Below are 23,668 nucleotides of genomic sequence, written 5' to 3'. Positions count from 1 at the left end.
GCCGCAAGCTATTCCGTCAAGCGAGCTTGATCGAAGTCGGATCGGCCGTCAGATAGCCGACCGCCGCGCCGAAGCGATCCTTGTAGTTCGCACGCACGAGCGGATCGAGTGCGGTCTGCACTTTCGCGTGCAAGCTGCTCCAGTCACCCGCGTGCTGGAAATTGCTCATGATGTAGGTCCAGCCGTTGATTTCGTCGACGGCATGCAGGCCCGTCGACTCGGCGCCCGCCGGGCACGACAGGATGCGCGACAGCGTCTTCGTGTCGACGTGGTACGCCCACAGGAAGTTGTTGACGTGCATGCCGCTGTCTTCGCCGATGAAGAGCGTGCGCAGTTTCTCCGAGAACTTGAGGTTGTCGGGATTCGCGATCTTTTCCGGGTTGGCGGTATTGCCGAGGCTGTCCGCCGCGGCGAGGTCTTCGCCGACGAGCGCGGCGGGCGCGCTCATGTCGACAGGCACCCATTCGCTGTTGATCGCCGCGCCGCCCAGGTCGCTCTGGCCGCCCTTCATGTTCAGCGCGTAGACGGCGCCTGACGAGATGCCTTTGTCGAGCGCGATGTCGGTCGAATGCGCGTTGCCGCGCACCATCGACGCCGTGATCTGCGACATCGCCGAATACAGGATCTTGTCTTTCGCGTTGACCGTCGTCCCTTCGAGCTTCGTGAAGCCCATGCTCGCGCCGCGCAGCGCGGCGTAGCGGTGCGTCTCCAGGAACGCGGCCGCCTTCTCCATGCCCGGCTTGATGCGAATCCAGTTGAACTTGCCGCCAAAGTGAATCTGCGTGTACGTCGGATCGCTGGGCGCCGCTAACTCGTTCGTGACGATGTCCATGATGTCGGCGTTCGTCAGCGTGTTGGCTAGCGCTTCGATTTCATCGCTGGTCGCGTGGCCGAGATTGAGCCACGTGAGCGTCGCAGCGCCCGCGCCCGCCGACGATGTTTGCGCCCACTTCGCTACATACAGCGTACCCGCCGACAGGTCCGCTTCCTTGTCGGCGACGAACATGAAGAGGCCGCCGTTGGTCGCGTCGTCGCCCATCAGCACGGTGCGCTTGTCCGGCATCACCTGGATCAGCTCGTGCGAAATGCGGCCGAGGCAGTAGTGCTTCTTGACCGTGCCCGTGCCGTCGGGATTCACGGTGACTTCGGGCAGATGCCCGTAGTGATAGGGACGCGCCGTCGTCGTGTTGCCGTACAGGTTCTGGCTATACGCCTGGAACTGCGTGTTCGTCGCGATCGTCGCGGCGTCCGGCTCGTATTCTTCGCTCGACAGATGCGTATTCCACGGCGACAGGCTCGCGCCGCACGTGATCCACAAACCATGCGCGCCCGACGTATCGACATTCGAATAGCTCACGAGCGTAAGCTTGCCCGTCGCCGGGTCCTGATCGAGCGTGAGCACGGCGATGGGCGACGGCAGCTTGCCGTACATGTCGCCCGCGGCCGTTTGCGTCTGGTCGCGCGTCGCGTATTCGAACTGCACGACGGCGAACACCGGGTTGCCCTTGACGCCCTTCACCGTCGGCTTGTCGAGGCGGATCAGCGAGGTGCCGTCGGGACAATCGGAGAAGAACTGGCGTTCCTTGCCGGGAACGGAACGGTCGATGATCGGCTGATTGTTGATGTCGAAGTACCCGCCCGCGACGATCGTGCCGCCCGTCGTGTTCGGCACCGTGTCGCCCGTGATGAAGAACGGCTGATACGCGAGCTTGTAGCTGCGGCGGCTGCCGTCGGCGAACTGCGCGGTCATCGTCGAGGCGACCGTGGTCGTCGCCATCGCGGCGGGATCGGCGAGCGACGGTGCGGCCATGCCTGCGAACGACGCCGCCGTGAAGGCGGACGTCGACGGGGAAGGCGTAGTGCTTGCCGCGTGGTCGTTGCCGCTGCCGCATGCCGCGAGCAGCGAGGCGGCGGCCGCGCTGCCGAGCGGCAGCATCGGTGCGCCGGCGATGATCTTGAGCGCCTTGCGGCGTGAGTAATCGAGTGGCTGCGCCATGTTGTTGTGATCCGTTGGTGGGGATGGGTGGGTGGCTCAACAATCAGCCCACGCCGCGGATCAGTCGTCCATGGCGCGCCTTGATGACGCGCTAATTTAATGAATGATTATGAAATATCTTTGACAGGCGTTTGTAATGTTTTAAATCAGTTGGCCTCACACTCGTCCCGCGACGGGAATCAGCGCGCCCGTCACACACTGAGCTTCCTTCGACAGCAAAAACGCGATCACGCCGCCAATCTGCTCCGGCGTCACCCAGCGCGTGAAATCGGCATCGGGCATGTCGGCGCGATTCTGCGGCGTGTCGATGATGCTCGGCAAAATCGCGTTGACGGTTGCGCCCTTGTCCTTGAGTTCTTCGGCAAGCGCTTCCGTCAAACGCATCACGCCCGCCTTCGATGCAGCGTATGCGCCCATCCCCATAGCCGCCTTCAACCCCGCCATCGCGCCGATGTTGACAATCCGCCCGCCCGCGTCCTTCGTCAGATGATGGAGCGACGCTTTCGTGGCATTGACCGTCGTCTTTACGTTCACGTCGAACATGCGTTCCCATGTGTCCGCGCTGCCGTCCGCGACCGTCTCCCAGCTAAAGCCGCCCGCGACGTTCACGAGCGCATTCAGCCCGCCGAGCTGGCTCGCGATCGAATCGACCGCGCGTTGTGCCGCGTCCCGTTCCGCGAGATCGACGCCGCTCGCGACGTACGCCTGCGCCAGCGACGCGGGCAGATTCGCCGGCGCCTTCCCTCTGCCGATCAACGCGACTTTAGCGCCGCGCTCGGCCAGCACTTGCGCCGTCACTAGACCGAGATTGCCGAAGGCGCCCGTAATGGCGACGATGGTTCCATCCAGACTGTTCATGAATTACGCGCTCCCAACGCAGATCGATGCCCGAAGAACGAACGCCCTGTCACGCGTTGATTCGCGGCACAGGGCGCACTCGAAGACAGTGTTGTCGCAAGGTTCGCTCGCGTCAATCGAAGGAATCGCGAGGTACACGCCGATGACAACAGGACGCCCGGCAAAGCGCTCCGGACGCGCGGCAAAGTCTGCACGACGCGCACGACAAAAACGGACGATCGGACAAAGAGGCGCGACGCAAGGGCAAGGGTCTTTGAGGCACGTTGCCTCATAGTGAATCCCGAGACGGCATCGAGCACCATCCATCATCTTTTGCAGCAAGCGCGTTCAACGACGTCAGGCAGCAAGGTTTTGTGAAGTCAGGTGTCCAGCCTTTTCCATCGCCGTGGCAAGACGCGAAGCGTCCGCCATCGGCCACGAGAATCCGCGACCCTTTCGTCACAGGAGGCCTTGTCATGCGTCACCTGCCGGACTTGCAGCGACGCTGCATCAGCGACAGTTCACAGGCTGAATTGCTCGCGCTATTGCACAGCGACGTGCTGACGCGCGAGAGCCTCGCGCTCTTGCCGACCGTGCTGCTGATCGCGTGGCTGCAGGTTCATACGCATGTCGGCTGGGACACGTGCTTCGCGATCGTGCGGCAGTTGAACAACGACCACGGCAGGCATATGCGCGAACTCAGCACTGCGCTGTCGCTGTTGAGATCGCTGCGCGGCACGCGGATACTCGATCCGCTCGCATGGCATGCCGCAGCGCGTCGCATCCTCCACGCGATGGCAAGCGAGCTTCGGGCTCTCCATTCGATGCCACGGCGAGCCGCCTTTGTCCGCGTTGCGCGCGGCGGCTTGCCCAGGCGCAATCGCGTGACCTTCACGCTGCGGCGCAGCGGTCAGTTGCTGGAACTGTCGCGTTACTGGCTCGCCGCCAGAGCCTCGGCGCCGTTGACATGGCTATGACCCTTTCGCCACGCAGCGGGCGGCTGGCCGAACTCGCGCCTGAACGCGCGATGGAATGCCGATTCCGATTCGTAACCGACTTCCTCGGCGATCGCCGCAATCGCCTTGCTGCTGTACGACAGTTCCTGCGCCGCGACGATCAGACGCCAGCGCGCGAGGTATTGCATCGGCGGTTGGCCTAGCAGTTCGCTGAATCGCGCTGCAAACGCGGAACGCGACAGGCCGACTTTTCGCGCGAGTTCATCGACGGTCCAGTTGTAGGCAGGTTGCGCATGCAGAATCGACAGCGCGCGGCCGACGAACCGGTCCTTCACGCCCGCGAGCCAGTTCTTGCGGTCTGCCGGCAAGTCGTCGATGCAGCGCCGCACGGCCCACACGAACAGCAGTTCCGATAAACGCGAGAGCACGATCGCGCTGCCTGCGCGCCGTTGCGCCGCCTCGGTCGCGGCATAGCGCAGCGACGCCTCGATCCATGCCGAGTGCGGATCGTTGCGCACGTCGACCTTGAAGAGACGCGGCAGCGAGCCGAGCACCGGGTTGCTCAGCGCATCGTCGCAGGCGAGAAAGCCGCATAGCACGCTGGTCCGCGCGCCTCCTCCGCCGTACGAAAGATTCAATACTTCGCCCGGCATCGCGGCCAGTTGCGATTCGATGAGCGGTCCGGCGGGCACGGGCGTGAGATCGACGGCGCTTCCCATGATGTGCGCCTCGCCTTGCGGCACGACGAGCAGTTCGCCGGCGCCGACGCAGATGGCGGGCTCGTTGCCGTCGGGCAGCCGCGCCCAGCACATGCCTTCCGTGATCAGATGATAGGAGACGACACGATCCGACTTCGGCAGATACGCGGTACACAATGACTGATCGGCGTGACCGATCACACACCACGGCGCCGTCAATTCGGCGTGAAGATAAACCGCGCCGCCCAGGCGCACGACGCGCAGCACGTCGGAGACCGCATCCATGAAGCACCGTCCTTCATTTTCGCCATTTTGCTAAAAGACGGCACATGTGCCGTCTTTTGCAAGTTCATCGAAAGGATACTCCGTTCGCTGCGTACACGTGGTCAACATGCATTGCATGGCCCTAAGCGTGACATAAGCTTCACCCGGTACGATCGGGCGACCGTTTTCCACCAGGGTTTCTAGCCCGACACGATCACAGCATGCACACACTCGAAGCGTTCAATCAGGCGCTCTTTCTCACGATCAACGCGACCACGTCGACGCCACGCTGGCAAATCGACGTCGCGTCATTCATCGCCGACTACGTAATCTATTTCGTTCCTCTGGTGCTCGCCGCGCTATGGCTCTCGGGCATCAGGAACAATCGCGCGACGGCGCTGCGCGCATGTTGCGTCGTGCTGCTTGCGCTCGGGTTCAATCAGGTCATCGGTCATGCGTGGATGCATCCACGGCCGTTCATGATCGGGCTTGGTCATACGTTCATCGAGCACGCGCCGGATTCGTCGTTTCCAAGCGATCACGGCACCGTGTTCGCCGGCGTTGCGCTGACCTTGCTGTTGGCGCGCAAGCGTTGGTACGGTGAGCTAACGCTCGTTGCAGGGCTGGCCGTCGCGTGGGCGCGCGTGTTCGTCGGCGTGCATTACCCACTGGATATGGTGGGCGCCGTTTTGATTGCATGCGTGGCGTATGTGGTCGTCACGCCGCTTTGGTCGCTGGCGGGTGAGGCGGTGACGGACAAGTTGATCGCGTTGTATCGGAAGGTGCTGGCGTGGCCGATTGGGCGCGGGTGGCTTGTTCAATGAAGCTGGTGGTCGCTGCTCGTCAGCGATGTCAAAACACGCGCCCAAAAAACAAACCGCGACAGGCGTTCCGTCATATAACGGCGCGTGTCGCGGTCGATTCAATCAGGCAGTTGCGCTGGCTACGAGGCCAGCGCTTAGCAGATCAGTGGTGTTCGAAAACAGGCACTGAGTAAGAGCTCGGGGAGAACGAAGCGCGTTGACCACCTTGCGACGAGCCATCTGCAACGCCGCCGACACCGCTGTTTTGAATGCCGTTTGCAACATCAACCTTTGCTTCTGCGGCCTGAATGTTGGCCGGGTATTGCGTGTCGCTGCTATTCGACGGGACATAACCCGCTTTTTCCAGTTGCACCAGCTCGGCGCGGACTTGGGCACGGGTCACCGGCTGGCTGGATTGCGCGAATGACACGACCGGAACAGCGAGGACAGCAGCAACTGCAAGAGCCTTGATGAGCGATTTCATGATCATTACCTCCAGATTTGTTTTCGGATGCTTCGAACTGTTTTGTTCGTTGCGTTGAAAACAGTGTAGGAGTGTCGGCTCTGCGGATAAACATCTGATCAACCAACTCACAGTTTCAGGAAACGTTATAAACCGCCCGAAACTGGTGCGCGATGCAGTCCGGATCATGTGTGAGGCCGCGTGCGTCAGTCGGCCGCTCTGTGTAGCAGTTCCAGTTCGAAACGCACGCCGTGCAATTCGATCCAGCGTCGCGCCCACGTCAGCGCGCATTGCAGCGCGTCGTCCGGCATGTCGAACTTCGGGCCTACCAGGCCGGAGCGCGCGACGCGCCTGCCGTCCCGCGTGATCTCCGCCCAGCCGCGAAACATCGCGCCCGGCACCGGATCGGCCGCGACGTACACGACATAGCCTCTCTCGTCGATGACGCGCGCGCCCTTCGCAGCGAGCCCCATCCAGAATGCGCGGCTCGGGTTGTCGGGGCGCAGCTCGTGCGCGGCTTCTTGCTGTGCCGGCGATGCCTGCCACGACGCCTGGCTTTTCCAGATCACGCGAGGTATGCCCCGCTCGCTCATCGTGCAATCGTCGCGTTTCGGCACGGGCTTTTTGCTCACGCATGGCGCGTCGGGCACATATGAAAAACTGCGTCCCAGCTCGCTCAGGATGCGGATCATCTCGGCGAGCTTGCCACCGAGCCGCCACTCTTCGAAACGGCATCGGCAAGTCGGTTGCGACGGATAGTGCGCGGGCAGCTTCGACCACGATTGCCCGGTGGTCAACACCCATAGCACCGCATTGGCGACCACGCGCGTCCTGATGCGCGGACGCCCACGCTTGAGGACGCCTGCACGCGGTTGCGCACTGAGTATCGGTGCGACCAGCGACCACTCTTCGTTGGAAAGCTCCTCAAAATGCATTCCCTTCTCCCGACCTGTCTGCGCGTGCCGTCCAGCCCAAGCGAAAGTCAGGTGTGCGCTATCGGCAAGCGACACACGTACGCGCTTTGACATTGACCCACGCCGCAATTTTTGATGCAGTCAGGATTGGGAACGGGCTCGACGTCAAGCCCGCTGAATCTCGCGTCAGGAAATCCCTAACGAAAACAAACGGGAGATGAGATGAACCAGCAACCTACCGCGCCGCGCTTTTCATCCGTCGATGCGCAAGCGCTGCCGTGGACACCGTCGGCGTGTGCTAGCGGCGTCCAGATCAAGAATCTCGGCAAGGCCAACGGGCGCGCGATGCAGCTCGTTCGCTTCGAAGCGGGAACGGTGTTCCCGATGCACCTGCATACGGGACCGGAGTTCATCTACATGCTCGAAGGCGAGGCCATTCAGAACGGCCAGCGTCTGTTGCCGGGATGGGTGGGCATCGCGGAAGCGGGAACGGTCGACGATCGCTTCAGAAGCGATACGGGTTGCGTGTTTCTGTTGATCTACGATCTCGCGCAGCGCTTTTGCTAAGCGCGCATATCGCATCGAAACACCCGCTACAAATGCTTACAAAGCCGTTGCAGTAATACGTACACCGCGCTCGGTCGAGCGGCGTTATTGCAGGCACACACCAACCGTGGAGCCTACGATGAGCGCCAACGTCACGAACAGCATTGCGCAACGCAGCCGTATCCATCCCTTGATCGCGGGCGCGGCTGTGTCCGTGATACTCGCTAGCGTCACCGGCGTTGCAGCGATGACGGGCATTCTGCCCGTATCGCACGCGACGACCCCGGCCAACGAGCAGGTCGCGCCCCCCGTGGCGCAAGCGGCGAGCGCGCCGCTCGCCGCTACCCAGCAAACGGGCGTGGTGCAACAAACGAATGCCGCGCAACCGGTCGCGCAGCCCGTCGCGCAGCAAGCGGCGACCGAGGCTCCCAAGCCCGTTCATCACACGCGCAAGCCGCGTGTCACACCGGCTCCGCAATACGCGAACGGTGACTACGCGCAAGCGTCCGCGCAACCGGCAGGCACACGGCAAGTCGCCGCAGATCCCTATGCGGGCGAAGTCGTTGCCGTCAACGCCGTGCAATCGCCCGAGCCGACGACGGGTCTCGGCGCAGTCGGCGGCGCGGTCGCGGGTGGCCTGATCGGCAATCAGTTCGGCGGCGGGCGTGGGCGCATTCTCGCTACTGTGGTGGGCGCTGTCGGCGGTGGTGTCGCGGGTAACGGCATCGAGCACGCCGTGCGCAAGCAGACGAGCTACCAGGTGCAGGTCCGCATGCAGGACGGCACCTATCGCAACTTCACTTACCCGACGCAGCCGCAGGTGCAGGTTGGACAACGCGTGCATGTATCGGGCGATTCGCTCACGGCTTCCTGATCGCGCGGTTACCTCGCGTTACACACGCAACAGGGTGGAAGCAACATGAGAACGACTGCATTTCTACAATGCGCGTCACTCGCCATCAAATGGCATCCATCTGCGGACGCCCTGAACGGAGCAACACGTTGAAACACCTGACACTCATCTGCGCGGCCGGACTCTTCAGCGCATGCGCGTCCACAGCGGCACTCGCTCACGTCGATGTCGGCGTGACGTTCGGCGTGCCGGCGCCGATCTATGTCGAGCCGGCTCCTGCCGTCGTCTACGCACCGCCGCCGCCCGCCGTCTACGCGCCAGCGCCCGTCTACTACGGCGAGGGCTACGGGTACGGATACGGCTATCGCGACGATCGCAGGTGGCACGATCACGGCCACCATCGCGGCTGGCATCGTCATCACGACGATGACGACGATTAAGGCACCGTGACTCAACGCCAATTCAAATAAAGCATTGCCATGCGACCAGGCGCCGTGGTAGAAGCACGGCGCAGAGTTATGTCGACAGGAGCATGCGTTGAAAAGAACCGCCGATAACAGGCTACAGGTGGTTGCAGTACGAGTGGAACCGGCGATCGAACGGAGACTGAGGCTATTGGCCGAAGTCACTGGACGCCGGCAATCGTTTTTTCTGCAGCAGATGATCGAGAGCGGCATTGCCGCGATGGAAGAGACGTGGCTGCCGCCCGCCGTCCTCGCGCAAGTCCGCGATGGCACGCTGCCGTCGCGGGAACCGGAGCGCGTTCCCGAGCCAGATCTTTTCGGCGATCTGTTCGCCGATCAAGGCAGTTGACGCGATCGCGCTAACAAGCGACGAACGCTTCGCGGATTGCAGCAACGAGTGCTTCCGCGAGACGCGGGTCCGACGCCAGATGACCCGCGTCGACAAACCTGCCATGTACCCCGGGAACGGCGCGCATCAAGCGAAGCAGATTGTCGGGCGGACAAACGGGATCGCGAGATCCATGCACCGCACGCACCGCCACACCCGATGCGACCGCGAGCTTCGCCAGCGCGATCAGACGACGTTCGCCAAGCCAGCAATCGTGCGCGAGGTAGCGCGCTTGAATGCGGTACTTCGCTGTCGTCGCTTCATCGTGCTTCGATGACGTTCGCTTGTGAGCCGCAGTCTGCTTGTGCATCAATACCGCGTTTTCATATGCGCGCCACGCGGCAGCGACGGCATCGGCACGCCCGCGTGATTGCGATCGCATCGACCGGACGCAGGCCGATGGCAGCGACGACGCCCGCTCGCAACGCGTTGCTCGCATCAACGCTCGCCACTCGCGCGGCGCACGAAAACGCGACGTCACGAACAGGCGACGCACTTCGCGTTCCGACGTGAGAAAGAGTCCGCGCAACACGACGCCGCTAACGGATGCGGGATACGTTCCCGCGTATGCCAGCGCAAGCGCCGCGCCCCACGATCCGCCGACAACGCCCCAACGTGCGATGCCCAGTTGCGTGCGTATCGCTTCGAGATCGCGGATCAGGCGCTGCGTGTCGTTATGGCGAAGGCTGCCACGCGGCGTCGATGCACCTGTGCCTCGCTGGTCCACCATCACGACGCGAACGCGCGTGAGATCGAACAGACGCAACGCGCCAGGCTGACTGCCGCTTCCCGGCCCGCCATGCAGCACGACGACGGGCACGCCGTTTGGATCGCCATGCACGGTATAGGCGATTGCGTGACCATCGCGAGTGATCGTTCGATGCATCGTGTCGTGTGAACTCATATGCGTTCCCGGCGACGAACGCGTGTTCAGAAGAATGAATCTTCGCATGCCCGATTCCCGTAGACCGCTTCGCCCGCAACACATCCTTTCGTCTGGCTAACAGCAAGGAATGGCGCGCGTCTTGCTTTTAACTCCCGCGATGCCTGCACGACGACAGGCACGATACAGGAGGAGAGATGCGCGACGATGCGAAGACAACCGGATCACTGACAGGCCGGGAGAGCGGCTGGCTCACCCCGTCGATCCAGAAAGCGCACGAGAGGTCGGAAACGTTCGGGCTAAGTGCGGCCATGCGTCCCGACTACGATGTGCTGACGCACGGCGAATTGCGCATGAAGCTCGAACAGAATCTCGTGCTGTGCGCGCACGCCACGCCCGTGATGGAAACGCTGCGCGAGCAGATCGCGAACACGCAAAGCATGATCGTGCTCACCGATGCGCAAGGGCTGATTCTTCATTCGATCGGCGACGACGATTTTCTGCAGCGCGCCGAGAAAGTCGCGCTCATGGCGGGCGCCAACTGGGCCGAGGAACGGCAAGGCACGAATGCGATCGGCACGGCCATCGCCGAGCGCACCGCCACCGTCGTACACGGCGATCAGCACTATCTCGCCGCTAACCGCTTCCTGACCTGTTCCAGCGTGCCGATTCTCGATCCGTACGGCGATCTGGTCGGCGTGCTCGACGTGACGGGCGACCATCGCGGCTACCATCAGCACACGATGGCGCTCGCGAAGATGTCCGTGCAGATGATCGAAAACCATCTGTTCGCGAACACCTTCCGCAACACGCTGCAAATCGCGTTTCATGGCCGGCCCGAATTTCTGGGCACGTTGATGGAAGGCATCATGGCCTTCACGTGCGACGGGCGCTTCCTGTCCGCGAATCGCAGCGCGCAGTTCCAGGTCGGGCTGCCGCTCGCGGCGATGCGCGCGCATACGCTGTCTTCTCTGTTCGGGCTGACCACGCCGCAGTTGATCGACCGCCTGCGCGCGAGCCAGGGCCATCACATTACGCTCGATCTGAGCAACGGCACGGTCGTGTGCGCGAACGTCGAGTTTCGCCGCCCGACGCTCGGCAGCGAGACTTCATGGCCCGCCGACGCTGCCGCCAGCGCGCGGCCCGCCGCTGCGCGCGCACCGCTGACCAAAGCCGCCTCGCCTGCCAACGCGCCGTCGCGGCTCGACTCGCTCGACACGGGCGATCCGCAGATTTGCGCCGTCGTCGCGAAGGTGCGCAAGGTGCTCGGCAAGGACATCCCCATCCTGATCACGGGCGAGACGGGCACTGGCAAGGAACTGCTCGCGCAGGCCATTCACAACGATTCGCCGCGCCGCGCGGGCCCGTTCGTCGCGGTCAATTGCGCGTCGATACCCGAAAACCTGATCGAGTCGGAGCTGTTCGGCTACGAAGACGGCGCATTTACGGGCGCGCGGCGCAAAGGTGCGGTCGGCAAACTGCTGCAGGCCAACGGCGGCACGCTGTTTCTCGACGAGATCGGCGACATGCCGTATCCGTTGCAAGTGCGGCTGCTGCGCGTGCTGCAGGAACGCGTCGTCGATCCGCTCGGCTCCAGCAAGTCGATTCCCGTCGACATCGCGATCATCTGCGCGACGCACCGCAATCTGCGCGAAATGATCGTGCAGAACCGGTTCCGAGAGGACCTGTATTACCGTTTGAACGGCCTCGTCGTCAAACTGCCGCCCTTGCGTGAACGCACCGATCTCGCCATCGTCATCGAGCGGATGCTGCAATCGGTGCCGCCCGACGAAATGGAAGGCGCGCCGCTCAGCGTCGCGGACGACGTGAAGACGCTGTTCGAGCAATGCGCATGGCCGGGCAACTTCCGGCAACTCGGCAATCTGCTGCGCACGGCAGCCGCGATGGTCGACGACGACGGGCAAATCCGCCGCGAGCATCTGCCCGACGATTTCTTCGACGATCTGCGCAGCAGTTCAGCACTGGCGGCGCGCGCGGCAGACTATCCCTTGCCGCTGCACGACGCGCGGATGCAGGACGTGCAGGCCTCCGCGATTGCGGCGGCTGTCGCGCGGCATAACGGGAACGTGTCAGCGGCGGCGCGCGCGCTCGGCATTTCGCGCAACACCGTCTATCGCAAGATGCCTTCCCTGTGTGCCGCAGATCCGCGGGACAGCGGCGCGAGCGAGAACTAGCACGGTCGTCCGCTGTTGCAGGCTGTTGATTTTTGCAACACCTGTGCTCCGAATGTGGACAGCGTGTTCACTGAGAATCTCTCGCACATCGCGCGAACGCCCTTCGGCATGGAGCTTGCGTTCAACAGCCCCGACCGCAGTTCAACCGCGGTTCTTCGTCAAACCCACCAAGGAGACAGCCATGCAATGGACTACGCCCGCCTACACGGATCTGCGTTTCGGCTTTGAGATCACGATGTATATCGCCAACCGCTGACGTTGCGCCGATGCGCCGCCGCGCGTCGCGTGCGGCGCTTCGACTGCCTGCTCGAACGCCTCAGCCCGCTTCGTGACAGGCGCCCGACGCCATTGAACAAGAACTGACGCCATGATGCCGATGCCTGCGAACACCGGTGCGAGCGAGCGCCCGAGGCTACGTGATCTTTTCCGACTGCAATGGGAGCCAGTCCAGGACGCGTATGTCCTGCTGTATCCGGAAGGCCTGGTGAAACTCAATCCGAGTGCAGGCGAAATTCTCTCGCGCTGCGATGGCACGCGCGATCTCGACGACATCATCGGCGAGCTCGAAGCGCTCTTCAATGCGACCGGTCTCGCGAAAGATGTGTATCAGTTCATCGATCATGCGCGGCAACGCGGCTGGCTCGATTGACATGCACGCGCAACCACGGATGAACCTGAGGGCAGCCTCATGTCCGACCTGATGATGTTTCTGATCGTCGGTGGAGCGCTTGGCGTGCTGGCGTTGCTATCCGTCGCCATGTGGATACTGATTCTGCACAAGTCGCACACGGAATGGCGGCTTGCCGCCGACAACTACCGCTTCACGTCGTCGGCCTGGAACGAGACATCCGCGGATACCCCATCACAATCGGCGCGCTAGCGGGCGGAAACACACGCCACATGCCGTCGCAATGTCGAAAGAAGTGAATCGCGACATCGCCTTCGGGACGATGCACGTGGACACGCACATGACAGCGCCTTCCGCTGCTGTCGCATTTGAATCTGGCAAAGCTGACTCTGGACGGCGGCATATGCGCCAGCCATCGCTCGACCATCGCACGCAAACTGTTCATGACATTGCACCCGCTGTTTGACGATACGACGCAGCGGCACGATACGTCGCGGCCGCTCATCGTCGCCATGCAGCGTGCGAGAAGCGTGCCATTGCGCATGCGGCACTCATCGTGAACACCAGGCACACGACACACGTGTGCTGTCACATACGGCAACAGGTGAGTTGTCCCTTGCTCCACGATGCAACACGTCGCGTGACGCTTCCTGATGCGTGATAACAAGACGCTCACGGGCTTCGATACGCCCCGCGCGCCAGTTAGCAAGGATAGCCAATCAATGGCATGCGACTTGCCTTTACGACCGCGCAGCCGCCATGCAAGCCAACGATGCCTTGCTGACAGGCGTCGCACGATAACTCACCCACAACGATGTTGGATAGGAGACAACGATGAAGACAAGTCAGGCTTCGGCCACACGGCTCGCGATGCTCGTCGCGGGCGTGGTGGCGGCAATCAGTCTGAGGCCCGCAACGGTAGCCGCCGCGGCCGACTATCCCGCCGTGACCTACGAGCGGCTCTCGTCGGCGCAAAGCGATCCAGGCTGGCTCACGTACTACCGCACGTATAACGGTCAGGCGCATTCGCCGCTCAAGCAGATCGACACGTCGAACGTGAAGAACCTGAAGCAGACGTGGGCCTACAAGTTTCCTTCGGAGCTTCAGCAAGGCTTCGAAGCGACGCCCATCATCAACGGCCGATACCTGTTCGTGACGACGCCCAAGGACAACGTCTATGCATTCGATGCCGCCACCGGCAAGCAGTTGTGGAAGTACGAACCGAAGCTCGGCGCGGAAGCGTTCAAGAACGCGTGTTGCGACGTCGTGAACCGTGGCGTCGCGCTGTATGGCAAGAACGTGTATGTCGCGATGCTCAATGGAGAAGTGGCCGCGCTCGATGCGCAAACGGGCGCGCTGGTGTGGAAGAAGTCGATGTTCGAGCCGGCCACCGGCTATGCATTCTCGCTCGCGCCGCTGGCGCTCGACGGCTCGATCGTGGTGGGCAGCTCGGGCGGTGAGTATGGCGCGCGCGGATTCATCGCGGCGCTCGATCCCGAGAACGGCAACGTGCAATGGAAGCGCTACACCGTGCCCGGCGCGAAGGAGCCGGGCGGCAACACGTGGCCCGACGGCACACAGGAGCATGGCGGCGCGCCCGCATGGCTGACGGGCACGTTTGATCCCGGCAGCAAGACGCTCTATTGGGGCGTCGGCAATCCAGGGCCGTGGCTCGCGGATCTTCGCCCTGGCGACAACCTCTATTCGGACTCGCTGCTCGCGCTCGATCCGAAAACAGGCAACCTCAAATGGCACTACCAGTACACGCGTCACGACACGTGGGATTACGACGGCGTCAACACTCCCGTGCTCGCCAATATCAACTACGAAGGCAAGGACTATGACGCGATCATCCATGCCGACCGCAACGGTTACTTCCATGCAATCGATCGCAGCAACGGCAAGCTGATCTATGCGCGCCCGTTCGTGAAGGCGACTTCCGTCACGGGCTACACCGCCGACGGCAAACCCGTGCAGGACGAATCGAAGTATCCGAAAACGGGCACGACGATCGAAACCTGCCCAAGCTTCCTTGGCGGCAAGAACTGGTGGTCGGTTTCCTACGACGCGGACAGGCACATCGCGGTCATCCCGACGCTGCATTCGTGCATGTCGCTGTCCGGCAAGTCGGTGACGTACATGGAGGGCTTGCCGTACCTCGGCGAAAGCTTTGAGATCAAGCCCGAGCCGGGCAGCAAGGGATACGGCGAATTGCAGGCCATCGACGTGAATACAGGCAAGAAGCTCTGGAGCCACTGGAGCAAGCTGCCGTGGAACGGCGGCGTGGCCACCACGGCGAGCGGCCTCGCGTTCAGCGGCTCACTCGATGGGTATCTCTACGCATTCGATGTCACGAGCGGCAAGGTGCTGTGGCAAAGCCCGAAACTCGCGAGCGGCATCATTGCGCAGCCGTCCGTGTTCGAGATCGACGGCAAGGAGTATGTCGCGGTGCTGGCGGGCTATGGCGGCGCCAATCCGATCTGGGGCGGCCCGATGGCCAAGGCCGCCGACAAGGTGCCGCGCGGCGGAACGCTGTACGTGTTCGCGCTCAACCACTCGTGATCTTTCCGGACGTCCAGACATGAACCATTTTCTCAATCGTATTCCGGCAGCGAGCGTGCTCGCTGCCTGTCTCGCGCTCACGTCGATTCATTCGATGGCGGCTGTGAAGGTTTGCACGTTTCCCGGCAGTCCGTCGGCGGCGCTGGACGAAGCCGTCGCGCGCGATGCGTTTGCGCAGGCAGGCATCGCCGCGACGATCGTCAGGCACGGCATCGGCGAAGGCGACGACGACGGCGTCTCGCTTGGAGAGCTCGACAAGACGCTCGCACGCGACTGCGACGTGATCGCGGGCTTTCCGCGCTCGAATGTGGCCGATGCTTCCAGCAGCAAGCTGCAGTTCTCGCACGGCTACCTGCGCGCGGGCTATGTGAACATCGAAGCGCCCGACGCCAATCCGCAAGGCGCGGCGAAGAACACGGTCGCGGCGACCTATGCGAGTCCCGCGCAACTGATCGCCGTGCAGCAGCCGAGCGTCACGCTCGATCTGGAGAACACGTCGGCATTGACTGTCGAAGCGGTGGCGAAAGGACAGGCGCAGCGTGCGATCGTCTGGTATCCGGCTGTCGTCGCGTATCGGCTTGCACATCCGCAACGGCGGTTCACTGTCTCCGCCGCTCGCTCGCCCTATGCGGACTGGCAACTCGTGTTCGCATTCGGGCCACGCACGGTGGCGCTGCGCGAGCGGATCGATGCGGCGCTCGACAAGATGTCGGGCAGTGGACGGCTCGCTGGTTTGACCCACGACTGGGCGATGCCCGCGCACGCGCTCGACGCAACCGCCCGCGACGACGATGCGCGCTTTCGCGACGGTCCTTCCGCATCGCACGCAGTCGCGCAACGTGCGCTGCTGGCGTCGGCGAATGCCGACAGCGCGGGCGGCTTCGTGAAGATCGCCGCCGACGCGGCGGGAGGAACGCCCGCGTTCGATCAGGCGCAAGCGACACACGGCAAGATGCTCTATTCGGCCGCGTGCGCAAAATGCCACGGCGCGCAGTTGCAGGGCGTGACGGCGCCCGCGCTGCAAGGGCCGGCGTTCGCGCCGGCATCGAATGCGCATCTGACGATTGGCGGCGTGTTCACGTACATGTCGACGAACATGCCCGCTGACAAACCAGGCAAGATGAAGGATCAGGATTACGCGGACATCATGGCATTCCTGCTCTATTCGAATGGTTATCGGGCGAGCGGCGCGAAGATGACGGCCGACAATGCTCGCGCTTTGGCGACGCCACTCAATGCCGGAGCTGGAAAGTGAAGCTTTTGTGATTGCTTGACTCGAATGCGTGGGCGGCCGGGACTTTGACGATCTTCGTCGTAACGTATCCCGCCCACGCTCAGCGCCACGAACATTACGCAACCGCTTCTTAACATCGCGACTTCATTGCATCGACGATGCGTATGTTGGTGGCACATACGCCGACTATTTGCATCAGTGTACGCAGGGATGTCCTAACATCATATTGAGTCGGCGCCGCGTAGCGACAAGTCGCATTTTCCGTTTTCCGTCAATCACGACAGGCGCAATCGATTCGCAACCCTGTCATCCCGATGAGACGGTCTGCTTTTTTCCTCGCGCCGATCGCTGCGTTGACGGCCGCGACGCTGGTCAGCGCGGCGATCCGCCACGACCTGGACTCCGCCCCGCAGCCTGTCGCGCCTGGCCCGATCGCGGGCGCGGTGGAATACGGACAGCGCGACCTCCATCAACTGCTGCGCAACCACGGCATCGATCCAGATTCGAACAAGGCGCACATCATCCTCGCGTGGGTGGAGAAGATCCAGCATGACCCCGTCATCGCGTCGGACACTCACGGTGGCGCGCGGCACGTCGGACAGATCTTTCTCGACTCCAGAGCACGCGAAGAATTCATGTCGAACGGTCTTGTGCATCTCTCGCCTTCGGACCGTCTTCAATACGTGAAGCTGTTGACCAAGTTCCTCGATGAGCTGGTGCCCGTCAACTGCTTCGGTCTCGACGATATGCGCGCGGTGATGAACCGCGTCTCGCTGCGTGACATGTCGGATGCGGACGTCGATCAGTATTTCGGCCTGCTCTACAAGGTACTGGTCAACGATGCATCGAGTGCGCCCTTGCCCGCGCCGACGCCGCAGCAGTACGCGGCGGCCGAGCGTCAACTCACGCGGACACTGATCGCCGAGCTGCGCGGCGATCAGGTGAATATCGAGCGCTTCACGTTCTATGCGTCCAACCCGACGCTCGCGACACCGTCCGATGTGTGCTGGACGACGAGAGTGACCTTGCACGCGATCATCGCGATGCCGGAGCCCGAGCGCGATGTCGTGCTGCTTCGGACGATGGCGCCGCACAAGCGACAAGACGCCTCGCCGCCAGGACGCCTCGGCACACCAGCGACAGCGTTTCCGCCGCCGGCATCGTCGGCGCCTGACGGTGCCCGCGCGCCGTAGCGAAGGGACGGTTGCCCGCCGCTCGCTCAAACACCGATGACACAGCACGCACGCGTTGCCTCTCGTGCGGAAAGCGGCCATTTGGTATCTTTGGGAAAGCCACCCACTGTCGAGCGCTGTATGAAGCAACTGAAACCGGCCGAGGCGCAGCGATGCGCGTAGGCAAACCCGTCAAGGCGCTGCCGCAGCCGCTGTGTGATTACTGCGGCGCGAAAGCCGTGCTCGCGCGCGCGGGCGAAGAGAGCTATCCGTATCGCGACGATCACGGTCCCGTCTGGGTCTGCACGCCATGTCAGGCGTGGATCGGCATTCATGCGCGCAGCACGCGGCATGTGCCGCTCGGACGCCTCGCCGACGCCGCGCTGCGCGACGCGAAAAGCCGCTTGCACGACGCGCTCGAACCGCTCGTCGCCAGCAAGGTGCGGCGCGACGGCGTCAATGCTTTCGAAGCGCGCTCGAAAGCGATCCGCTGGGTCGCGACCGAGCTGGGTTTCGATCCGCTGCCCAATTCGATTCACATGCTTTCGCCCGATCAGTGCGAACAGGCGCTGCGCTATGTCGAGGCGTTCATGGCTGCGCGGCGAAGTAGCTGAGGCCGCCGCACGTCGGCGTGTTGGTCACTCGCGCGGCCACACGCCCGACGTGCCACGGCGATGGCTATCGACGAGATGCGTGTCCACGATGCCCGTCGCTTCCATCAGCGCATGCATCGTCGTCGGTCCGACGAATACAAAGCCGCGCTTGCGCAACGCCTTGCTCAACGCAAGGGATTCCGCCGACGTGGTCGGAATCTCGGCGATCGTGCGCGGCGCGGGTGTCGTGTGCGGCTGGAACGACCAGATCAGCGCGGCGAGGCCACCCTCGTCGCGCAAGCGGATCGTCGCGGCAGCGTTGGCGATCGTTGCAAGAATCTTTGCCCGGTTGCGAACGATGCGCTCATCGTTCATCAGGCGTTCGATGTCCTTCTCGTCGAACGATGCGACCACGTCCGGATCGAAGTTGGCGAACGCCTCGCGAAACGCGTCGCGCTTGCGCAAGATGGTCGCCCACGATAGCCCCGACTGAAACGCCTCCAGGCTCAACCGTTCGAAGAGGCCGCGCTCGTCGCGCACGGGCATGCCCCATTCGGTGTCGTAGTAATCCTTGAGCAGCGGATCGACGGATGCCCACGGCGGACGGGCGAGACCATCGGCGCCGATGATCGCGTCGAGCGGTTGCGGCTTCTTCGGACGCGCCGCTTTCTTTGCAGCGGCGTGCGCCTTTTTTGCGGCGGGCTTCGTGGTGGAAGTTGTTTTCTTCATCGTCGGTGCCCATATAGGGCTGTGGGTCAGCGGCATGGTTCCTGAAGCGCGCCTATTGTCGTCTTGCTCGCTGGCCATTCGCAAGCATCCGCGAATGATTCAGCAAATGCATCAATCGCAGCGCACGCGCCAGCGGCGCACCTGGCGCGCGCGCTGCAAGCTGCGGGACATTTGCGTATGCTTGTGCGTATCCACAGTGCCCATATATACGAGTGCCCGTCACCGGCAACGCTGGAAAACGGGCCGTCAGACTCGTGTGGCAAGCGTCAGCGCTGGCCGCGCCTATCAAGGAGAGATTCACACATGCCCGCGTACGAAAAAACACCGGAAGCAGTGGCCCGACTCACCGCCGAACAGCGTCGCGTGACGCAGGAAAGCGGGACGGAACGCCCCTTCTACAACGAGTTCTGGGACAGCAAGGAAGCCGGCTTGTATGTCGACGTGGTTTCCGGCGAGCCGCTTTTCACGTCGATGGACAAATTCGACAGCGGTTGCGGCTGGCCGAGCTTCACGAAACCGCTGGAAGACGAGCACGTCGTCGAACTGCGCGACATGAGCCACGGCATGATCCGAACCGAAGTGCGCTCGAAACATGGCGACAGTCACCTTGGTCACGTGTTTCCGGACGGACCGCGCGAAACGGGCGGACTGCGTTATTGCATCAACTCGGCGTCGCTGCGCTTCATTCCTGTCTCGCGGCTGGAAGATGAAGGTTACGGGCAGTACCGGAATCTCTTCGAAGTCGCGAAGAAATAAACCGTGCGGCACGACGTGCATCGAACGCGCTAGTCCACAACGGGCAGCGCTTCGATCACGTCGCCGATCCCGATCGTGCCGCCTTTCACGACGCGCGCCGTAATGCCGCCGAAGCCGCGCACGGCGTTGTATCCGCCCACGCCCAGCACTTCTTCCATACGCGAACACGGGTGACATTCGCCCGTCGTTTGCAGCACGGCGCCGCCGATCCGAAATTGCCGGTCTTTCAACGCCATCAGATTGATGCCTTGCGTCACGATGTTGCGGCGCACGTCGATTGCGGCAACGTCGCTGCGTCCCAGATGACTGGCGATGCTGCGCAGGCTTTCAGCCTGAATCAGCGTTACCTGACGCGCGCCGGCGCGGCTCGCGTAGTGATCGCCAACGAGCCCCGCGTCGGCGTCGATCTGCGCCGTCTCGACCACCGACATCGCGACTTTTCGCCGCGTCCGCAAGCCGATCCAGACGACCTTGCCGGGATGGATCGGACCGTTGAGCAGTCGGGCGAGCGGCGACGAAGGGTTGAGCGGCATGGGCGTCCTGCGGGTGCGCGTGGCGTTGAAATGAGCGGGTGGGCGTGAGCGCGAGGCTGGGTGGCGGCGGCGCCCGTCTTTATACTATCGCCCATCTGACAACAGGAACCGGAAATGAAACGAGCAGTAGCCGCGGCGGCGCTCGCCGTCTGCCTCGCGCAACCGTCGACGCCGACGTTCGCGCAGACGGTCGCCGACCAGTGCTTCGCGATCGGCGATATTGCGGGCCAGGTGGCGTCCTGGCGCCGTCACAAGAAAACGAAGCAGCAGGCGTTGACGCAGGCGCAGACGTACTACAAGGATGCGTCGGATCGTCAGGCGGTCACGGCTGTCATCGACAGGATTTACAGCGGCGAGGCGATGACGCCGGACCAGGCGAGCATGCTTTTCACGCAGGAATGCGCCCAGCAGAAAAAGCCGACGGCTACGCAATAAGCGTGTCCGTGTTCGTGCCGCGCTACCAGAGGTGTAGCCGCACGAGCGCGAAAATCTGCGAGCTTCCATAAAGCAGCAGGCCGATGCATCCGCCAACCAACGTCCCGTTGATGCGGATGTATTGCAGGTCTTTACCGATGTTCAATTCGATCTGCCGCGACATGTCGCGCGAATCCCAGTTCTTGACCGTGTCGCTGATGTGGCGCGTCAGATAGCCTGCAAAATCCGGCGCCATCGCGCGCGCCGCTTCTTCCATATGATCGTTCAACGAGCGGCGCAGCGATTCGTCCCGCGCCAGTTCGCGTCCGACCCATTGCCCCATCGCGGCCACCTTCGCGTGCAGCACGGAATCGTCGCGCTCGAGGTCGCGCCGCAACCAGTCGCGCAACTGGCTCCACAGATCTTTCACGTATAGCGCGAGATTCTCGCTTTCTTTCACGTAACGCTTGATCTCTTCGCCCTTCTGCAGAAATGCAGGATCGGACTTCAGCTTGACGATGAGACGCGCGGCCGCTTCGTCGAACTTGTGGCGCAGCTTGTGATCGGGGTCCTCGCTCACGCGGAGCAGCATGTTGTTCACGGTGTCCGCGACGACGTTCGCGCCGCTCTCGCCAAGCCATTCGGATGGCATCAGTTTCTGCAGCGTCGGGTATTCGCGCTTGAGCCAGTCGACGATCTGCTCGGCAATGAACGCGCGGACGCCCGGTTCGCGCAGCAATGCCATCAGATGCTCGATGCCTTCGTCGAGCAATTGCTGGTGACGGCCGTCGCGCGTCAGCGTGTCGAGGATCGCGCCCGTCGCTTTCGACAGGTCGATCTTGTCGAGCATCGCGTCCAGCGCATCCTTGATGAAGGCCTGGATGCGCGTATCGTCCAGCAATTCGAGGATGCCGCTCGTCAGCTTGACCACATAGCCGCCGAGGCGCTGCGTGTTCTCTTCGACACACAGCCAGTTCGTGATGCTTTGCGCGGGATCGTGCTTGCGGATCAGGCCGACTATCGACGAATCGTCGAGAAACTTCTCGCGCACGAACAGCGCGAGGTTATCGGCGATCTTGTCCTTGTTCTGCGGGATGATCGCGGTGTGCGCGGCGACGCCGGGAATCGGCACGCGGCGGAACAGCGCGACGACAGCGAACCAGTCGGCGAGCGCGCCGACCATCGCGGCTTCTGCAACCGCCTTGATACCGTCGATCCACAGGCTGCGTTGCATGAAGGCCGTCGCGATGAAAATGCCGGTGGCGATCAGCAGCAGGAGCGTCGCGCGACGCTTGGCTCGTTTGAGTTCGACTTCCTTGTTCATTGAGTAGGTTCGTTCGATTCGTTCGATTCGCGTTCGGGATGCACGGGGTGTTCCTGCGATGCGTTTGGCTCGCGTGCGGTCAGTCGCGCCGTGAGTCGCACCACGCTCGGTTCATGCGAACGATACGGGTGCGATTTTCGGCGAGCAACCCGTTGTCGTATGCAGGTGTGCAGAAGCGGAGTCTGCCGCCTTGACGCTGAATTGGCCACCATGCTCTACTGCCGGTTCATCTTGAATTGGGTCGACGCCCATGCCAACCTGCCCGCCCCGGCAAGGTGGATCGCGAAAGCGGATGTGGCTCAGCTGAGCAACCAAAGGGTGACGCGTCGACCCTCCCGCAACTGGAGGGTTTTTTGTTTTCCGAATCACAGATTCCCCGCGCGACGATCCAGGCTTATCTGGAGACGCACTATCGGGTTCACGGTTCCACGCCGGCCTTGCTGAAGATCGGCGAGGGTAATGCGTCGCTAGCTGCGATTCACCGTTTGAACGGCGTGGAGAGCAGCGCGTTTGTTACAGCGTGCAATCCTTTCAGCGAACCGCTCGATGATGCAGCGAACGCTGAGAGGCAGAAGTCGCTTGCTGTCGAACTGATGCAGCGTGGGTTGACGTTTATCGAGGGCGTCGGCCAGCACCCGTCCAATGATTGGACCGGTGAAGCTAGTTTTCTTGTGCTGGGGGTGTCGGTTGAAGAGGCTAAGGCGCTTGGCGTGCGGTTTGGGCAGAACGCGATCGTTTGGGCTGGAAGCGATGCGGTGCCTCAGTTGATGCTGTTGCGGTAACGCTTGGGCGCGGCTTTTTCGGGTTTTTACGGCTGGTTGCTGGTCGAGCGGGCTTCCGCTGTATTGAATACGACAGACTACGTAGCGAATGATACGGATTGATCGTTTTCGCTTAGAAAATCAACGAAACCGGTGTTTGGCGCGAAATATCTCGCTTGAAGCATGTAGAAGCGTGGAACATTCGGCGAATGATCAGCTAACTCATTGCATTATAAAGGTTTCTTGGACTGCGTGGTTTTCTTAAGGTTGTTTCACGGTTTCGGCCGCAAGTCTTTGCTGGGAAATACTTTTTGCGCGTAGCGGCGAATTTGGGGCCATTTGGGGGCTGTAGGCGGGTTTGGGCGTTGGTCTGCTGGTCTGCGCATCTTCTGGCAGTCGCGGGCGCCTGTGGGGCGCATTCTGTGGTGGAGACGGGCTGGTTGCTTTGGGGTTGTCCATGTTTGGGTCGCTGCGAATAATCAATCAGTAAAGCTTATTAATTTTGAGATAGGGCTGCGCCGTACGATTGGTGACGTCCCGTCGAAGCTGGGCTTGCGGGCAGGCCGCGCTGTGTCTGCAATCCGGCGCTAGTGTGTCTCGGATGGTCTTCTTGGTGGGCAGAGGACGGCGAGCGCTTTGGTGCCCCTGCCCTCTCCGGCCCCCGGCTCGCTGTCGCTGTCGCTGTCGCTGTCGCTGTCGCTG

General features: G+C 62.5%; 26 protein-coding genes and 1 riboswitch. Of the genes, 17 read left to right on the top strand and 9 right to left on the bottom strand.

Features of this window, described 5'->3' with window-relative positions; all coding sequences use genetic code 11:
- Positions 1-16 precede the first annotated feature (16 nt).
- Both BLT65_RS43540 and BLT65_RS43535 read right to left on the bottom strand, forming a co-directional pair.
- Positions 17-1,996 carry a PhoX family protein gene (locus BLT65_RS43540; protein ID WP_091790321.1) on the bottom strand — a complete coding sequence of 660 codons (1,980 nt, stop codon included), beginning with the start codon at positions 1,994-1,996 and terminating at the stop codon, positions 17-19.
- A gap of 156 nt (positions 1,997-2,152) precedes the next feature.
- A complete protein-coding gene (locus BLT65_RS43535; RefSeq protein ID WP_091790320.1) occupies positions 2,153-2,854 on the bottom strand; it encodes an SDR family NAD(P)-dependent oxidoreductase in 702 nt (233 codons plus the stop codon).
- Positions 2,855-3,309: 455 nt separating this feature from the next.
- On the opposite strand from BLT65_RS43535, the gene BLT65_RS43530 reads away from it, so the two are divergent.
- Complete coding sequence (locus BLT65_RS43530; RefSeq protein ID WP_091790319.1) at positions 3,310-3,810, top strand: hypothetical protein; 501 nt, start codon at positions 3,310-3,312, stop codon at positions 3,808-3,810.
- On the opposite strand, the gene BLT65_RS43525 is transcribed toward BLT65_RS43530, so the two are convergent.
- Positions 3,765-4,772 (bottom strand): AraC family transcriptional regulator, encoded by a 1,008-nt coding sequence (locus BLT65_RS43525; protein ID WP_091790318.1) that lies wholly within the window; start codon positions 4,770-4,772, stop codon positions 3,765-3,767. The two genes, BLT65_RS43530 and BLT65_RS43525, sit on opposite strands and share 46 nt — an antisense overlap.
- A gap of 200 nt (positions 4,773-4,972) precedes the next feature.
- On the opposite strand from BLT65_RS43525, the gene BLT65_RS43520 reads away from it, so the two are divergent.
- Complete coding sequence (locus BLT65_RS43520) at positions 4,973-5,575, top strand: phosphatase PAP2 family protein (RefSeq protein WP_091790317.1); 603 nt, start codon at positions 4,973-4,975, stop codon at positions 5,573-5,575.
- A 142-nt stretch (positions 5,576-5,717) separates the two neighbouring features.
- Here BLT65_RS43520 and BLT65_RS43515 read toward each other — a convergent pair whose 3' ends face one another.
- Together BLT65_RS43515 and BLT65_RS43510 are read right to left on the bottom strand one after the other, a co-directional pair.
- Positions 5,718-6,038 carry a DUF4148 domain-containing protein gene (locus tag BLT65_RS43515; RefSeq protein WP_007736501.1) on the bottom strand — a complete coding sequence of 107 codons (321 nt, stop codon included), beginning with the start codon at positions 6,036-6,038 and terminating at the stop codon, positions 5,718-5,720.
- A 185-nt stretch (positions 6,039-6,223) separates the two neighbouring features.
- Positions 6,224-6,952, bottom strand: a complete 729-nt coding sequence (locus BLT65_RS43510; RefSeq protein ID WP_091790316.1) for a transposase — start codon at positions 6,950-6,952, stop codon at positions 6,224-6,226.
- A gap of 201 nt (positions 6,953-7,153) precedes the next feature.
- On the opposite strand from BLT65_RS43510, the gene BLT65_RS43505 reads away from it, so the two are divergent.
- The 4 genes from BLT65_RS43505 (at position 7,154) to BLT65_RS43490 (ending at position 9,143) form a co-directional block, all read left to right on the top strand.
- Positions 7,154-7,498, top strand: a complete 345-nt coding sequence (locus tag BLT65_RS43505; protein ID WP_007736490.1) for a cupin domain-containing protein — start codon at positions 7,154-7,156, stop codon at positions 7,496-7,498.
- Between the two features lie 118 nt (positions 7,499-7,616).
- Positions 7,617-8,351 carry a glycine zipper 2TM domain-containing protein gene (locus BLT65_RS43500; RefSeq protein ID WP_091790315.1) on the top strand — a complete coding sequence of 245 codons (735 nt, stop codon included), beginning with the start codon at positions 7,617-7,619 and terminating at the stop codon, positions 8,349-8,351.
- Between the two features lie 128 nt (positions 8,352-8,479).
- Positions 8,480-8,770 (top strand): hypothetical protein, encoded by a 291-nt coding sequence (locus tag BLT65_RS43495; RefSeq protein ID WP_042310712.1) that lies wholly within the window; start codon positions 8,480-8,482, stop codon positions 8,768-8,770.
- A gap of 97 nt (positions 8,771-8,867) precedes the next feature.
- Complete coding sequence (locus BLT65_RS43490) at positions 8,868-9,143, top strand: hypothetical protein (RefSeq protein ID WP_091790314.1); 276 nt, start codon at positions 8,868-8,870, stop codon at positions 9,141-9,143.
- 10 nt (positions 9,144-9,153) lie between these two features.
- On the opposite strand, the gene BLT65_RS43485 is transcribed toward BLT65_RS43490, so the two are convergent.
- Positions 9,154-10,086, bottom strand: coding sequence for an alpha/beta fold hydrolase (locus BLT65_RS43485; RefSeq protein ID WP_167306656.1), 933 nt, complete (start codon positions 10,084-10,086; stop codon positions 9,154-9,156).
- A gap of 176 nt (positions 10,087-10,262) precedes the next feature.
- On the opposite strand from BLT65_RS43485, the gene BLT65_RS43480 reads away from it, so the two are divergent.
- The 8 genes from BLT65_RS43480 (at position 10,263) to BLT65_RS43440 (ending at position 18,470) form a co-directional block, all read left to right on the top strand.
- A complete protein-coding gene (locus BLT65_RS43480; protein WP_091790312.1) occupies positions 10,263-12,260 on the top strand; it encodes a sigma-54-dependent Fis family transcriptional regulator in 1,998 nt (665 codons plus the stop codon).
- Positions 12,261-12,441: 181 nt separating this feature from the next.
- Positions 12,442-12,516, top strand: a complete 75-nt coding sequence (gene pqqA / locus BLT65_RS43475; RefSeq protein WP_006410019.1) for a pyrroloquinoline quinone precursor peptide PqqA — start codon at positions 12,442-12,444, stop codon at positions 12,514-12,516.
- Positions 12,517-12,627: 111 nt separating this feature from the next.
- Positions 12,628-12,909, top strand: a complete 282-nt coding sequence (gene pqqD / locus BLT65_RS43470; RefSeq protein WP_042310581.1) for a pyrroloquinoline quinone biosynthesis peptide chaperone PqqD — start codon at positions 12,628-12,630, stop codon at positions 12,907-12,909.
- 39 nt (positions 12,910-12,948) lie between these two features.
- Positions 12,949-13,140 carry a hypothetical protein gene (locus BLT65_RS43465; RefSeq protein ID WP_042310579.1) on the top strand — a complete coding sequence of 64 codons (192 nt, stop codon included), beginning with the start codon at positions 12,949-12,951 and terminating at the stop codon, positions 13,138-13,140.
- Between the two features lie 582 nt (positions 13,141-13,722).
- Positions 13,723-15,450 (top strand): methanol/ethanol family PQQ-dependent dehydrogenase, encoded by a 1,728-nt coding sequence (locus tag BLT65_RS43455; protein WP_091790311.1) that lies wholly within the window; start codon positions 13,723-13,725, stop codon positions 15,448-15,450.
- A 19-nt stretch (positions 15,451-15,469) separates the two neighbouring features.
- A complete protein-coding gene (locus tag BLT65_RS43450; protein ID WP_091790310.1) occupies positions 15,470-16,705 on the top strand; it encodes a c-type cytochrome in 1,236 nt (411 codons plus the stop codon).
- A 293-nt stretch (positions 16,706-16,998) separates the two neighbouring features.
- The gene (locus tag BLT65_RS43445) at positions 16,999-17,877 is read left to right on the top strand and encodes a hypothetical protein (RefSeq protein ID WP_091790309.1); all 879 of its coding nucleotides are present in this window, start codon (positions 16,999-17,001) and stop codon (positions 17,875-17,877) included.
- Between the two features lie 152 nt (positions 17,878-18,029).
- Positions 18,030-18,470 (top strand): zinc-finger-containing protein, encoded by a 441-nt coding sequence (locus BLT65_RS43440; protein WP_091790308.1) that lies wholly within the window; start codon positions 18,030-18,032, stop codon positions 18,468-18,470.
- A gap of 24 nt (positions 18,471-18,494) precedes the next feature.
- On the opposite strand, the gene BLT65_RS43435 is transcribed toward BLT65_RS43440, so the two are convergent.
- Positions 18,495-19,178 carry a DNA-3-methyladenine glycosylase I gene (locus BLT65_RS43435; RefSeq protein WP_091790307.1) on the bottom strand — a complete coding sequence of 228 codons (684 nt, stop codon included), beginning with the start codon at positions 19,176-19,178 and terminating at the stop codon, positions 18,495-18,497.
- Between the two features lie 303 nt (positions 19,179-19,481).
- Here BLT65_RS43435 and msrB point away from each other — a divergent pair, with 303 nt between their 5' ends.
- On the top strand, positions 19,482-19,934 hold the full coding sequence (gene msrB, locus BLT65_RS43430; protein ID WP_042310568.1) for a peptide-methionine (R)-S-oxide reductase MsrB: 453 nt from the start codon (positions 19,482-19,484) through the stop codon (positions 19,932-19,934).
- 29 nt (positions 19,935-19,963) lie between these two features.
- Here the strand turns inward: msrB and BLT65_RS43425 are convergent, their stop codons facing one another.
- Positions 19,964-20,467 (bottom strand): MOSC domain-containing protein, encoded by a 504-nt coding sequence (locus BLT65_RS43425; protein WP_091790306.1) that lies wholly within the window; start codon positions 20,465-20,467, stop codon positions 19,964-19,966.
- 114 nt (positions 20,468-20,581) lie between these two features.
- Here BLT65_RS43425 and BLT65_RS43420 point away from each other — a divergent pair, with 114 nt between their 5' ends.
- The gene (locus BLT65_RS43420) at positions 20,582-20,902 is read left to right on the top strand and encodes a hypothetical protein (RefSeq protein ID WP_091790305.1); all 321 of its coding nucleotides are present in this window, start codon (positions 20,582-20,584) and stop codon (positions 20,900-20,902) included.
- A gap of 22 nt (positions 20,903-20,924) precedes the next feature.
- Here BLT65_RS43420 and BLT65_RS43415 read toward each other — a convergent pair whose 3' ends face one another.
- On the bottom strand, positions 20,925-22,205 hold the full coding sequence (locus tag BLT65_RS43415; RefSeq protein ID WP_091790304.1) for a DUF445 domain-containing protein: 1,281 nt from the start codon (positions 22,203-22,205) through the stop codon (positions 20,925-20,927).
- A 221-nt stretch (positions 22,206-22,426) separates the two neighbouring features.
- Positions 22,427-22,530, top strand: a riboswitch (SAM-I-IV-variant riboswitch).
- A 28-nt stretch (positions 22,531-22,558) separates the two neighbouring features.
- On the opposite strand from BLT65_RS43415, the gene BLT65_RS43410 reads away from it, so the two are divergent.
- Positions 22,559-22,987 (top strand): DUF3293 domain-containing protein, encoded by a 429-nt coding sequence (locus BLT65_RS43410; RefSeq protein WP_091790303.1) that lies wholly within the window; start codon positions 22,559-22,561, stop codon positions 22,985-22,987.
- Positions 22,988-23,668: the final 681 nt, after the last annotated feature.

It is taken from the genome of Paraburkholderia steynii (assembly GCF_900100565.1).
GTDB lineage: Bacteria > Pseudomonadota > Gammaproteobacteria > Burkholderiales > Burkholderiaceae > Paraburkholderia > Paraburkholderia terrae.
The sequence above is the reverse complement of the archived record's forward strand: the minus strand, read 5'-3'. Positions and strand labels throughout refer to the sequence as shown.

Bases quoted from the DNA above. Each gene is read 5' to 3' on its own strand.
- BLT65_RS43540 (WP_091790321.1), bottom strand. From the start codon at position 1,996: ATGGCGCAGCCACTCGATTACTCACGCCGCAAGGCGCTCAAGATCATC.
- BLT65_RS43535 (WP_091790320.1), bottom strand. From the start codon at position 2,854: ATGAACAGTCTGGATGGAACCATCGTCGCCATTACGGGCGCCTTCGGC.
- BLT65_RS43530 (WP_091790319.1), top strand. From the start codon at position 3,310: ATGCGTCACCTGCCGGACTTGCAGCGACGCTGCATCAGCGACAGTTCA.
- BLT65_RS43525 (WP_091790318.1), bottom strand. From the start codon at position 4,772: ATGGATGCGGTCTCCGACGTGCTGCGCGTCGTGCGCCTGGGCGGCGCG.
- BLT65_RS43520 (WP_091790317.1), top strand. From the start codon at position 4,973: ATGCACACACTCGAAGCGTTCAATCAGGCGCTCTTTCTCACGATCAAC.
- BLT65_RS43515 (WP_007736501.1), bottom strand. From the start codon at position 6,038: ATGAAATCGCTCATCAAGGCTCTTGCAGTTGCTGCTGTCCTCGCTGTT.
- BLT65_RS43510 (WP_091790316.1), bottom strand. From the start codon at position 6,952: ATGCATTTTGAGGAGCTTTCCAACGAAGAGTGGTCGCTGGTCGCACCG.
- BLT65_RS43505 (WP_007736490.1), top strand. From the start codon at position 7,154: ATGAACCAGCAACCTACCGCGCCGCGCTTTTCATCCGTCGATGCGCAA.
- BLT65_RS43500 (WP_091790315.1), top strand. From the start codon at position 7,617: ATGAGCGCCAACGTCACGAACAGCATTGCGCAACGCAGCCGTATCCAT.
- BLT65_RS43485 (WP_167306656.1), bottom strand. From the start codon at position 10,086: ATGAGTTCACACGACACGATGCATCGAACGATCACTCGCGATGGTCAC.
- BLT65_RS43480 (WP_091790312.1), top strand. From the start codon at position 10,263: ATGCGCGACGATGCGAAGACAACCGGATCACTGACAGGCCGGGAGAGC.
- pqqD (WP_042310581.1), top strand. From the start codon at position 12,628: ATGATGCCGATGCCTGCGAACACCGGTGCGAGCGAGCGCCCGAGGCTA.
- BLT65_RS43465 (WP_042310579.1), top strand. From the start codon at position 12,949: ATGTCCGACCTGATGATGTTTCTGATCGTCGGTGGAGCGCTTGGCGTG.
- BLT65_RS43455 (WP_091790311.1), top strand. From the start codon at position 13,723: ATGAAGACAAGTCAGGCTTCGGCCACACGGCTCGCGATGCTCGTCGCG.
- BLT65_RS43450 (WP_091790310.1), top strand. From the start codon at position 15,470: ATGAACCATTTTCTCAATCGTATTCCGGCAGCGAGCGTGCTCGCTGCC.
- BLT65_RS43445 (WP_091790309.1), top strand. From the start codon at position 16,999: ATGAGACGGTCTGCTTTTTTCCTCGCGCCGATCGCTGCGTTGACGGCC.
- BLT65_RS43440 (WP_091790308.1), top strand. From the start codon at position 18,030: ATGCGCGTAGGCAAACCCGTCAAGGCGCTGCCGCAGCCGCTGTGTGAT.
- BLT65_RS43435 (WP_091790307.1), bottom strand. From the start codon at position 19,178: ATGAAGAAAACAACTTCCACCACGAAGCCCGCCGCAAAAAAGGCGCAC.
- msrB (WP_042310568.1), top strand. From the start codon at position 19,482: ATGCCCGCGTACGAAAAAACACCGGAAGCAGTGGCCCGACTCACCGCC.
- BLT65_RS43425 (WP_091790306.1), bottom strand. From the start codon at position 20,467: ATGCCGCTCAACCCTTCGTCGCCGCTCGCCCGACTGCTCAACGGTCCG.
- BLT65_RS43420 (WP_091790305.1), top strand. From the start codon at position 20,582: ATGAAACGAGCAGTAGCCGCGGCGGCGCTCGCCGTCTGCCTCGCGCAA.
- BLT65_RS43415 (WP_091790304.1), bottom strand. From the start codon at position 22,205: ATGAACAAGGAAGTCGAACTCAAACGAGCCAAGCGTCGCGCGACGCTC.